Here is an 11,244-nt window from a genome sequence, read left to right on the forward strand (position 1 = left end):
GGTCCGTTCATGCGCCGGGGCCGCCAACACCCCAACGCCGGCTGCCTTCACCCGGTGGCCGTCACACCACATCGTCCGGCAGCCCGCCCGGGCAAGGCCGTCGGCCAGTGCGCGAGCGCGGCGGGCGCCGCGTACCAGGCCACGACCTCACCGACCGCCGCGAACCACCGGGCGCCCTTGGCAAGCCCACCACTGTCCCCGAACGCCGCGATGGCCAGCAGTGGAAGGGCCACGAACAACAACCCGTACGTCGCCCGCGTGAGCATCACCGGCACCCCCGGCGCGAGGCTGAGCGCGACGAGCCCGAACAGCAGCATGAAGAGCCCGGAGTCGTTGGCGGAGGCAGGGTCGCCCGTCGGATGACCGGCGGTCCCGCCCCAGTCGGCGCAGCTCGGCCCAGGGCTCATCCCACCTGAGGGGACAGGGAGTTACAGGAGCCCAGCGAGATACAGCGGTTCAGGGAATGACGATCACGGGCCGCTGCGCCCGCTTGGCGAGCCGCCCCGCGACGGACCCGAAGAGCCGGCCGACGAGCCCGTGCGTGGACCCGACGACGATCGCGTCGGCCTCGTACTCCCGCCCCACCTCTTCGAGTTCGTGGCAGATGTCGCCACCGCGCTCGACGAGGATCCAGGGCACTTCGGCGAGGTATTCGGCGCAGGCGAGTTCCAGCCCGAGGACCTCGGTCCGGTGATCGGGAACGTCGACGAAGACGGGCGGCTCGCAGCCGGCCCACACGGTGGTGGGCAGCCGGTTGGCGACGTGCACGATGATCAGGCCCGAGCCGGAGCGGCGGGCCATGCCGATGGCGTACGCGAGGGCGCGCTCACTGGACGTCGAACCGTCGAAGCCGACGACGACGCCGTGCTTGAAGGCGGGATCGCAGGAGGGGCGTGCCTCTTCCGCCGCAAGGGGCTCGGCCGCCGTGTGATCGGCGACGGGCCGCCGCTTGCGGTCCGCGGAGTCGAAGAATTCGTGACCGGCCATGGATGTCTCGGCGTTTGGATCCTCGTGTGGGACGACGTGGATGGGACGTCAGTGTGCGGCGGAGCCGTGTCCGGGAATCATCTTCCCAACCCCATACCCCCAAGGGTACGACCGCACGCCTCCTCCGCCCAGATCCCGCACCGGCTGCGCGGGGTTCCAGGGAGCATGCACGAGCACCGCCCCGTAACGCAATGGTTGCTGCCACGTACAGCCGGTTTACACAGGAATACAGACGCGGCGGGAGCACGTGTGTGTCCGTGGTAGCTGCGGGCAGTCGTGCCGCAGGGGCGATGGAGCACCTCCCGCTCGAGCGAAGCCAGAGTGGGGGAGGGTGGGGGAGGGTGGGTGCAGCGGCACCCCGCCGGCGCGGGCGAGCGAAACCTCCCCCGACGGCAACCCGATCCGACGGAACCAGTGACCGACAGCTCGAACACGCGTTGAACCCCGGTAAGCCGAACCCGAGGGAGCCAGGAGGGAGCCCGCAGTGTCCGCGCACCGCACCGCGCCCCAGTCCGCCCCCGCAGCCGACGAGATCCCTCCGGTACCCCGAAGCACTCCCCAACCCGCGCCCCACCCGACCGACACCGCCACGGACGTGGTCCGCTGGGCGGCGTTCAGCTGCGTCCTCGTCCCGGTCGTCCTCGTCTGGTACGGCACGTCGCTCGCCGGCGCGGCGGGCGCGGCCCTGGGTCTCGCCGCGGTCACCGGCGCCTGCCGCGTCCTCATCCGCCAGTCCGAACGCGGAGCGGCCCGCGCCGCCCGCACGGCGGGAGCCCGCACGACGGGCGCTCACGCGACAACGGCCCGCGCGACGCCCGCCCGTTCGATGGCCGAAGATCGCACCCCTCAGCGCAGCCGACGCGGACGCTCCGCTTCCGGGGCGCACAGGGGCGGACGGAACTCCGGTCCGAGTACGCCGGTCGACTGACCGGTTTCCGCGCACACCCCCGTATCTTTTCAGCCAACTTCGGCCACCTGCACATCCCTTGGCCGAACACCCCTCCACCCCCCGTTCGACCTGCACTGAAAGGGGTCCAGGGGCCGCGCGCACCCTACGTGGACCGGCCACTGGGACGAGGCGCACTTCCCCGCACGGCCCACGAGTGCAACGCTTCGTGATCGAATGCTTCACGCCAAGTTGCCATGTCGACAATGTGCCGGATGGCGAACTGGTCACGCCGGCACCACGGGACGCAGTAGATTCGATCATGACTGTCTTACGGCGGGGGACTCGTGCAGGACCGAGGGGAAACGTGCAGGAGCGACACAACCGAGGAGCCGCGACCACCGAGGGGGGCTTAGCAGTATGAGCCACGACTCCACCGCCGCGCCGGAAGCCGCGGCCCGGAAACTGTCCGGGCGACGCCGCAAGGAGATCGTCGCGGTGCTGCTGTTCAGCGGCGGCCCCATCTTCGAGAGTTCCATACCACTGTCGGTGTTCGGGATCGACCGCCAGGACGCCGGCGTACCGCGCTACCGCCTGCTGGTGTGCGCGGGCGAGGACGGCCCGCTGCGGACCACAGGGGGCCTGGAACTCACCGCACCGAACGGCCTTGAGGCGATCTCGCGGGCGGGCACGGTGGTCGTGCCCGCATGGCGTTCGATCACCTCACCGCCGCCGGAGGAAGCGCTCGACGCACTGCGCCGAGCGCACGAAGAGGGTGCCCGCATCGTCGGGCTGTGCACCGGCGCCTTCGTGCTGGCCGCCGCCGGTCTGTTGGACGGCAGGCCCGCGACGACACACTGGATGTACGCGCCGACGCTGGCCAAGCGCTATCCGTCCGTCCACGTCGACCCACGAGAGCTCTTCGTGGACGACGGGGACGTACTGACATCGGCCGGCACCGCGGCCGGAATCGATCTATGTCTGCACATCGTGCGGACCGACCACGGGAACGAGGCGGCCGGCGCGCTGGCCCGTCGTCTCGTCGTCCCACCCCGTCGATCGGGTGGCCAGGAGCGCTACCTCGATCGATCTTTACCTGAGGAGATCGGCGCCGACCCGCTCGCCGAGGTCGTCGCCTGGGCGCTGGAGCACCTCCACGAGCAGTTCGACGTGGAGACGCTCGCGGCACGGGCGTACATGAGCCGTCGTACGTTCGACCGCCGGTTCCGCTCGCTCACCGGGAGCGCTCCCCTGCAGTGGCTGATCACCCAGCGCGTGCTGCAGGCGCAGCGTCTCCTTGAGACGTCGGACTACTCGGTGGACGAGGTCGCGGGGCGTTGCGGCTTCCGTTCGCCGGTGGCGCTGCGCGGGCACTTCCGGCGACAGCTGGGCTCGTCCCCGGCGGCGTACCGGGCGGCGTACCGGGCCCGTCGCCCCCAGGGCGAGAAGCACAGCGACCGCCACGACGGCCCGCACGGCGTCCCAGGGCCGTCCCCGGTGTCGCCCGAGCACGCCCCGGTGCCGCTCCAGGCCCGGCGCACGGCCGCGGCGAGCGCCCTGGCGCCGTCGGCGTCCCTCTCCACGGAGGGCGCCAAGCCCGAGCTGTACGCGACGGGCCGTCTGCCGGGCCAACGCAGCGCGCCGTAGCACCGACCGAACCGTACGGCCCGGTCCCGCACCTGATCACCCCGGTGCAGGACCGGGCCGTACGGCTGTCACGGGCCGTAAGGTGAGACACATGAACGATCGCATGGTGTGGATCGACTGCGAGATGACCGGCCTCTCGCTGTCCGACGACGCGCTCATCGAGGTGGCCGCCCTCGTCACCGACTCCGAGCTGAACGTACTCGGAGAGGGTGTCGACATCGTCGTCCGCCCGCCGGACTCGACGCTGGAGACGATGCTGGAGGTGGTGCGCGAGATGCACACCGCGTCCGGCCTGCTCGACGCCCTGGCCGGCGGCACTACACTCGCCGACGCCGAGGCGCAGGTCCTGGCCTACGTACGCGAACACGTGAAGGAACCGCGCAAGGCCCCCCTGTGCGGCAACTCGGTGGGCACGGACCGCGGCTTCCTCCTCCGTGACATGCCGACGCTGGAGGAGTACCTCCACTATCGGATCGTGGACGTCTCCTCGATCAAGGAGCTGGCCCGCCGCTGGTATCCGAGGGCGTACTTCAACAGCCCCCAGAAGAGCGGCAACCACCGGGCCCTCGCCGACATCCGCGAATCCATCGCCGAGCTGCGCTACTACCGCGAGGCGATCTTCGTCCCGCACCCCGGCCCCGACTCGGACACGGCTCGCACGATCGCCGCGAAGCACGTCCTGCCTGCGCTGTAGCCCCGTCCACGGGGCCCGTCCGGGCCCCCGAACGCCCTCCACCGAAACGCGTGCGCGGGCACCCCTCCAGACCCTGTACACTTTTTCTCGGCCGGTCGGTGAAACCTTCGGATGAACCGCCGGTCATGGTGGGTGTAGCTCAGCTGGTAGAGCACCTGGTTGTGGTCCAGGATGCCGCGGGTTCGAGTCCCGTCACTCACCCTGAATAAACGAGCCCCGATCTGGGAACAGGTCGGGGCTCGTTCGTGTCCCCTCCGTGCCTGCGGGTGAGGTGGGACTCAGCAGTCGTCGTAGCGCCAGACGCCGGCCTCCCGGGCCCACGGCTCCTGCTTCTGGTCGAACTTGGGCATGCCGACGCCGTAGGAGACGTGCGCCACATCGCCGGAGACCTCGTCGACCTCGAACCGCTTCCCCTGGGATCGGTGTACTGAGCCGCATCGTGGCACGGCTGGGCGGGGGCCTGTCTCAGGAGCCCTCCACCTCTCAGCCATGCCAGGCGTCGGCGAACTCCCCTACCCCCGCGTAGCGTTCACTGGGATCGAGGACGCGTGTCCCACTCCACGACCGCCTGGAAGATCGATGAAGATCTTGGGGAGGGGCTGCGCAGGTCCCGTTCTGCGAAACAATGAGGGAGAACGGTATGGAGCCATCAGAACTCCGCCGCGCAGTTGAGGCAGGACGGGCGACCGCTTCAGAGCTGGGTCTTCAGGTCGACGATGTGATCGTCATCCACAACTCGGACCGCGTCGCGCTGCGCCTGGCCCCTTGCGATGTTCTGGCTCGGGTCGCGCCTTCGGGGCATCTGGCTGATTCCGAGTTCGAAGTGGAGGTCGCTCGCCGTCTCGCCGACGTCGACGCTCCGGTGGCTGAGCTCGACCCTCGGGTGAAGCCCCGGGTCCATGTGCGTGACGCCTTCGCCATCTCGCTCTGGACCTACTACGAACCTGTGCGATCAGAGATCGCTCCGGCCGACTACGCGGACGCGTTCCTGCGGCACCACGCCGCCCTGCGCCGGATCGAGCTGGGCGCACCGCATTTCACCGATCGCGTCGCCGTGGCACTGAGACAGGTGAACGACCGGGAGCAGTCCCCCGAACTGCCCGATTCCGACCGGGATCTCCTCAGCGACACACTCGGTGGACTGAGCGCCGCGATCAGCATCGACAGAGCCGGCGACCAGCTGTTGCACGGCGAGCCTCATCCGGGCAACCTCCTGAACACGAGGAGAGGGCCGCTTTTCGTCGACCTCGGCACGTGCTGCCGTGGGCCGGTCGAGTTCGACCTCGCCCATGCGCCCGAAGAAGTGGCACAGCACTACGCGGGGGCTGATCACGGCCTGATTCGCCGGTGCCGCGCCCTGAACTGGGCGATGTTCTCGGCCTGGCGCTGGCGCCGAGACGACCAGATGCCCGACCGGGGCCACTGGAGAGTGGAGGGGCTCAACCAGGTCCGTGCTGCACTCGATCGCTGCGGCCTGGGCTGAACCGGAGACAGCGAGGCCGCCAGGTTCTGATCCGCTGCGCCGTGAGCGGCATTCCGACACGGAGCAGCGGACGAGCCCTGCCAGTCAGCAGTGCGTGCGGTGGCCCCGACGCCCATGGCCGGTGTCCTGGATCGCCCGGTCGTTGGCGACCGGGTGGCTGCAGCACATGAGATCGGTGTGGAGCAAGGGCGTCGCCGCATGGCTGTGCCGGTACCGGCCTCACGGGCCCCGGCCCGCCCTCAGCCACGCCATGCGTCCGCGAACTCCCGTACCCCCGCGAAGCGTTCACCGGGATCGGGGTGCGTGGCCCGCTCCAGGACGCCCAGTTGGGCTGCCGTGCCCCGCCAGGCGCGTTCCTCGTCCCCCGCGTCCAGCAACAGCCGGGCCGTGCGGCCCAGTACGTGGACGGTGGTGCGGACATCGATCGTCGCGCCGCGCTCGTACTCCTCCGGCGCCATGAACCGGGTCGACCCCGGTAGCCGGTCGGCGTCCAGCACGAAGGGTCCGGGCCGGTACTCGTCGAGGTCGATCAGACGCATCTCGCCCGCCGCGAAGTCGTACAGCAGGGCCCCGTCGTACAGATCCACGGCGACGTACCCGGCGGCCTCGACAGCGAGATGGGCGTCCAGGACGTCAGCGAAGGCCGCCTCGATCCGGTCGACGGGCAGGGAGCGGAAGCGTGCCATCGGGCTGCCGGGGCTCGTACGGTCTCCTCTGCCGCGCTCTGCGGGGTCGTACAGCACCTCGCCGTCCCGCCAGGGCATGACCACGGCCGTCCCGTCCCGCAGGGCGATCCGATGCACCTGCGGGACGATCACCGGGTGCCGCACGGCCCGGTGGAAGCCCCACGCCCGCTCCAGCGACCGCCGGCCCACGGCAGCGATCGCCGTCTTCACGAACCACCGCTCGCCGCGGTCCGGCAGCCGCACGCCGTAGGCCACGCACCCCGAGTCCTGTTTCCCGAACACCCGGAAGACGTCGCCGAGCCGGGCCAGGTACGCCCCCAGGGGCTCTTCGACCCGGTCGACGCCCAACAGCGGGTGATTGCCCGCGCTTTCCCCACTACCAAGGTGCTCCATGAAGGCCAGGCTGCCAGCAGCACGTCCCAGCCGCGGCGGGTCGTGCTGCCACAGGTGCCCGGCGTTCAGGGACACCGCTACAACTGCTCCCCTCTCGACCGTGCGTTGCTCCGGGCGACGCCTTCCCTCAGCGCCTCGGACCGAGTCACCGGCCTGAGCCCTTCCAGCAGGGCGTCCCATTCCCGGCCGCCACCGACCGGCCGCAGTTGCACGTACGGGCCGACGAACCCCATCACCCTGCCGATCCGCCCACTTCCAGCGTCCCGAACGGTGTCGCGGAGGCGCACCGGCGGCGGGTAGGGGCGGCGGGGAGGTTCGCAGGTGCCCATCACGCCACCGCCTTCGCACCGATCACATGCTCATCCAGATCGATACCGAAGTCCGCCGCGAGCACCAGGTCGAGCCTCCGCCGGGACTGCCAGTCCTGCTCCCGCTCGGACTCGACGACATACGGCCGGACCATGACGGTGGCATCGCCGTCGAGCGGGCCATGCAGGCCGTACGGGGAGCGCTGGGCCAGGAGCGTTCGCGGCAGGGTTCGGGGCCGCTGCCGGGGCATCTCGCGGCGCAGAGCAGGGGGCCGGGTAGCGGTCCGGCGGCGCCTGCCGGTGCCGGGGGCGAGTACGCCCAGGGCCCATCGCAGGAACGCGTGGATAATGCTCACTGTCGTCAGCTCCTTCGAAGCTGGTGGCCATGCCCCGGGAGGTCGCACAACCTCGCCGGGGTCTTTCCATGTCGAGAGATTACGCCACTTGTAAGGTGTTGTCAGGTGATGTCATATGACTCCAGGTATCGATAGGCATCGTCGCAGGTCAAATAGGGTCGACATATGACGGTCGATCTCGAAGGACCTGAGCCGCTGTACGAACAGATCGCCGTCATCCTCGGCGCGCGCATCGCGGACGGCACGTACGCTCCCCGCCGCCGAGTCCCGTCCGAGGCGGCCATCTGCGACGAGTTCAGCGTCTCGCGCCCGACCGCCCGATCCGCACTTCAGCTCCTGAGTCAGCGCGGCCTGATCGTCACTGTGCGCGGCAAGGGGTCGTTCGTGATCGAACGCGAGGCCACAGAGGCAGCCGGCGACAACACATCCGCCGACTGACCCACATCGTCACGATCAGCCGAAGGCCGACCGGCGCGCCCGCTTGGCGTCGACATGGGACGCGGCCGCCGCGTCGAACTGACCACGAGCACCACGCGCCGCCATTCTCTCGGCAGCCTCCAGCCTCTTGGCTCGCGCCACGTACTCCCGCAGGGCCCTGTTCACGGTGTCCTGCTTCGTCGTGGAACCCATGAGACGCATCGCTTCAGCAAGCGCGTCGTCGTCGAGGTCGATGCTGTGGATGGCCAATCGGCCCACCTCTCTGTCAGCCATGTGAGCACCACTCCGGCAGCCCGTGGGCGGGTGGGCACCTGATCCTCAGGAAGAATCCCGCGCCACCAGCTCCGTAGGCAGCACCACCTGTCGCCGCTCCAGCCCCCGCGACACCGCCGGGCGGCGGTCCGCGATCTCGTCGAGGAGGAGGTCGATCATGGCTCGGCCCATTTCCTCGATGGGCTGGCGGACGCTCGTGAGGGGTGGGTCCATGTGGCGGGCGATCGCCGAGTCGTCGTAGCCGACCAGGGCCACGTCGTCGGGTATGCGGCGGCCCGCCTCGCGGAGGACCTGGCGGGCGCCGGCGGCCATGACGTCGGACTCGGCGAAGACCGCGTCGAGGTCGGAGCAGCGGGCCAGCAGTTCCGTCATCGCCCTTCGACCGCCCTCCTCCGTGAAGTCGCCGGGGACGATCAGGCGCTCGTCGACCTCGCGGCCGGCGTCCTCCAGGGCGGCCCGGTAGCCCACGACGCGCCGCTGGGCGCCGTAGACGTCCAGGCGGCCGGTGATGGTGCCGATCCGGGTGCGACCTCGCTCGATCAGGTGTTCTACCGCCGAGCGGCCGCCGCCGTAGTTGTCGGAGTCGACCGAGGGGAGCGTCTCGTGCTCCGAGCGGGGGCCGCTGATGACCGCCGGGATTTCCAGTTGTGACAGCAGATCGGGGAGCGGGTCGTCCGCGTGTACCGAGACCAGGAGGACGCCGTCGACGCGGTGCGCGGCCAGGTACTGGGCCAGGCGGCGGCGCTCCCGGTCGTTGCCCGCGAAGATCAACAGGAGCTGCATCTCCGTGTCGGACAGCTGCGCGCCCACACCCTTGAGGATGTCGGAGAAGTACGGCTCGGCGAAGAAGCGGGTCTCCGGCTCGGGGACGACCATCGCGACCGCATCGGTGCGGTTCGCCGCGAGCGCGCGGGCCGCCGTGTTCGGGACGTAGCCGAGCTCCGCGACCGCCGCCTCGACCGCCGCACGGGTCGCGTCGCTGACCCGGGGCGAGCCGTTGATCACCCGGGACACCGTCCCCCGGCCCACACCGGCCCGTGCGGCGACCTCTTCCAACGTCGGCCGCCCACCGCTCCGGCCCCGTGCCCCGTGGCCTGCCACCATGGTCGCCTCCCGTTCACACCGCGCTGGCGTGGAATCTAACAGTCCTGATCCTCGTACGACGTCCGGGAAGTGCTCATCCGGGTCTCGCCGTCGTCGGTGATACCGGCCCCGCACCGGCCCCGCACCGGACCGACACCGGACCGACCTCCGTGACGGCGTCCCGTCCGGGACGACTGGTTACACGAGTCCAACAGTGCCGGCGCCCCGGAACCTGGGGGTCCGGTACCGGCGAACCCGTCGGCCCGTGCGGGCCGCAGCTCGTCGGCGCCGCTGGGCCGGCCCCGTTCCCGCCGACCTCCGCAGCCGCATACAGGGCCCGCCCCACCGATTTCGGGCACGCCCGGCCGTCGGCACCTGGTTAGTTAACAGCCCGATAACCGAAGGCATCTCTCCGCGCTTGCTCCCTTGACACCCCCGCACGAACCGGCGACTCTTCAACACATCACTCGTGGGAGCGCTCCCACAGTACCTGGCACTTACACATCCCGCACGTTCCCCGCCCGAGCCGCAGCATGAACTAACGGGCCCAACAACGCCGTTGGCCGGGGGGTCGGCACGTCAGGGCATCAGGAGGACTCAATGCGAGCACGTACCCTCCCGCACTCCCGGCTCCGGTCGGGTGGGGGCACCCGCACCGCCCGCAGGACGCACAGGGCGGTGGTCGTGGCGACCGTCGTCGCGCTGGGCGCCGGGCTGCTGGCCGGTTGTGCCGACGACGGCAAGGACGAGGACGGTTCGTCGTCGGACAGCGGAGGCGGCGGCAAGACCAAGATCACCCTGGGTCTCTTCGGCACCGCGGGCTTCGAGGAGTCCGGTCTGTACAAGGAGTACGAGAACCTCCACCCGGACATCGACATCCAGCAGACGGTCGTGGAGCGGAACGAGAACTACTACCCCGCGCTCCTCAACCACCTGACCACCGGCAGCGGCCTCCAGGACATCCAGATGGTCGAGGTCGGCAACATCGCCGAGATCGTCGGGACCCAGTCGGACAAGCTGCTCGACCTGTCGAAGTACGGCAAGGAGAGCGACTACCTGCCCTGGAAGTGGAATCAGGGCACCACCTCCGGCGGCCAGACCATCGCCCTCGGCACCGACGTCGGCCCGATGGCCATCTGCTACCGCAAGGACCTCTTCGAGGCCGCCGGCCTGCCCACCGACCGCGCGGAAGTCGGCAAGCTGTGGACCGGCAGCTGGGACAAGTTCGTCGACGCCGGCAACCAGTACAAGAAGAAGGCGCCCAAGGGCACCACCTTCCTGGACTCCCCCGGCGGTCTGCTGCAGGCGATCCTCAGCAGTGAGAAGGACCGTTTCTACGACGCCTCGGGCGAGGTCATCTACAAGACGAACCCGGCCGTCAAGGACGCGTTCGACCTCACGGCGAAGGCCGCCGAGGACGGGCTGATCGGCAACCAGACGCAGTTCCAGCCGGCCTGGGACACGACGATCGCCAACAGCAAGTTCGCCGCGATGTCCTGCCCGCCGTGGATGCTCGGCTACATCAAGGGCAAGTCGAAGCCCGAGTCGGCCGGCAAGTGGGAAATCGCCCAGGCGCCGAAGTCCGGCAACTGGGGCGGCTCCTTCCTCTCCGTGCCCAAGAACGGCAAGAACGCCGAGGAGGCCGCGAAGCTGGCCGCCTGGTTGACCGCACCCGAGCAGCAGGCCAAGCTCTTCGCCGTACAGGGCAGCTTCCCCAGCACCCCGGCCGCCTACGACTCGGCCGCGGTGAAGGACGCGAAGAACGACATGACCGGTGACGCGCCGATCGGGACGATCTTCGCCGAGGCCGCCAAGAACATCCCGGTCCAGACGATCGGCCCGAAGGACCAGATCATCCAGCAGGGCCTGACCGACAACGGCGTGATCCTCGTGACCCAGGGCAAGTCGGCCTCGGAGGCATGGAAGAACGCCGTCAAGACTATCGACAACGCACTGGACAAGTGACCGGTATGCCCACACGGCACGACACCGCCGCGCCCCCCACGAAGG

Annotated in this window: 12 protein-coding genes and 1 tRNA gene; 7 read left to right on the forward strand and 6 right to left on the reverse strand. The window is 69.9% G+C overall.

The window, feature by feature from the left end:
• Window positions 1-47 precede the first annotated feature (47 nt).
• Window positions 48-407: a hypothetical protein gene (locus ACFU53_RS42450; protein WP_384005127.1), complete on the reverse strand. Its 360-nt coding sequence runs from the start codon at window positions 405-407 to the stop codon at window positions 48-50.
• A 49-nt stretch (window positions 408-456) separates the two neighbouring features.
• Window positions 457-987: a universal stress protein gene (locus tag ACFU53_RS42455; protein ID WP_384005128.1), complete on the reverse strand. Its 531-nt coding sequence runs from the start codon at window positions 985-987 to the stop codon at window positions 457-459.
• Window positions 988-1,471: 484 nt separating this feature from the next.
• Between ACFU53_RS42455 and ACFU53_RS42460 the strand changes: the two genes are divergently transcribed.
• From ACFU53_RS42460 to ACFU53_RS42480, 5 genes are all read left to right on the forward strand, one after another.
• Entirely contained in the window at window positions 1,472-1,915 is a 444-nt protein-coding gene (locus ACFU53_RS42460; RefSeq protein WP_384005129.1) for a hypothetical protein, read from the forward strand.
• A gap of 378 nt (window positions 1,916-2,293) precedes the next feature.
• Window positions 2,294-3,520 carry a helix-turn-helix domain-containing protein gene (locus tag ACFU53_RS42465; RefSeq protein WP_384005130.1) on the forward strand — a complete coding sequence of 409 codons (1,227 nt, stop codon included), beginning with the start codon at window positions 2,294-2,296 and terminating at the stop codon, window positions 3,518-3,520.
• 91 nt (window positions 3,521-3,611) lie between these two features.
• Window positions 3,612-4,214: an oligoribonuclease gene (gene orn, locus ACFU53_RS42470; protein ID WP_384005131.1), complete on the forward strand. Its 603-nt coding sequence runs from the start codon at window positions 3,612-3,614 to the stop codon at window positions 4,212-4,214.
• A gap of 128 nt (window positions 4,215-4,342) precedes the next feature.
• A tRNA-His gene (locus ACFU53_RS42475) sits at window positions 4,343-4,415 on the forward strand.
• Between the two features lie 439 nt (window positions 4,416-4,854).
• The gene (locus ACFU53_RS42480) at window positions 4,855-5,697 is read left to right on the forward strand and encodes a phosphotransferase family protein (RefSeq protein WP_384005132.1); all 843 of its coding nucleotides are present in this window, start codon (window positions 4,855-4,857) and stop codon (window positions 5,695-5,697) included.
• Window positions 5,698-5,936: 239 nt separating this feature from the next.
• Here ACFU53_RS42480 and ACFU53_RS42485 read toward each other — a convergent pair whose 3' ends face one another.
• A complete protein-coding gene (locus ACFU53_RS42485; protein ID WP_384005137.1) occupies window positions 5,937-6,776 on the reverse strand; it encodes a serine/threonine protein kinase in 840 nt (279 codons plus the stop codon).
• A gap of 328 nt (window positions 6,777-7,104) precedes the next feature.
• Window positions 7,105-7,440, reverse strand: a complete 336-nt coding sequence (locus ACFU53_RS42490; RefSeq protein WP_384005133.1) for a hypothetical protein — start codon at window positions 7,438-7,440, stop codon at window positions 7,105-7,107.
• 165 nt (window positions 7,441-7,605) lie between these two features.
• On the opposite strand from ACFU53_RS42490, the gene ACFU53_RS42495 reads away from it, so the two are divergent.
• Entirely contained in the window at window positions 7,606-7,878 is a 273-nt protein-coding gene (locus ACFU53_RS42495) for a GntR family transcriptional regulator (protein WP_384005134.1), read from the forward strand.
• A gap of 15 nt (window positions 7,879-7,893) precedes the next feature.
• Here the strand turns inward: ACFU53_RS42495 and ACFU53_RS42500 are convergent, their stop codons facing one another.
• Window positions 7,894-8,151, reverse strand: coding sequence for a type II toxin-antitoxin system VapB family antitoxin (locus ACFU53_RS42500; RefSeq protein WP_384005135.1), 258 nt, complete (start codon window positions 8,149-8,151; stop codon window positions 7,894-7,896).
• A 45-nt stretch (window positions 8,152-8,196) separates the two neighbouring features.
• A complete protein-coding gene (locus ACFU53_RS42505) occupies window positions 8,197-9,252 on the reverse strand; it encodes a LacI family DNA-binding transcriptional regulator (protein ID WP_384005138.1) in 1,056 nt (351 codons plus the stop codon).
• A gap of 582 nt (window positions 9,253-9,834) precedes the next feature.
• On the opposite strand from ACFU53_RS42505, the gene ACFU53_RS42510 reads away from it, so the two are divergent.
• Window positions 9,835-11,199 (forward strand): ABC transporter substrate-binding protein, encoded by a 1,365-nt coding sequence (locus tag ACFU53_RS42510; protein ID WP_384005136.1) that lies wholly within the window; start codon window positions 9,835-9,837, stop codon window positions 11,197-11,199.
• Window positions 11,200-11,244: the final 45 nt, after the last annotated feature.

The organism is Streptomyces sp. NPDC057474 (genome assembly GCF_042802555.1).
GTDB lineage: Bacteria > Actinomycetota > Actinomycetes > Streptomycetales > Streptomycetaceae > Streptomyces.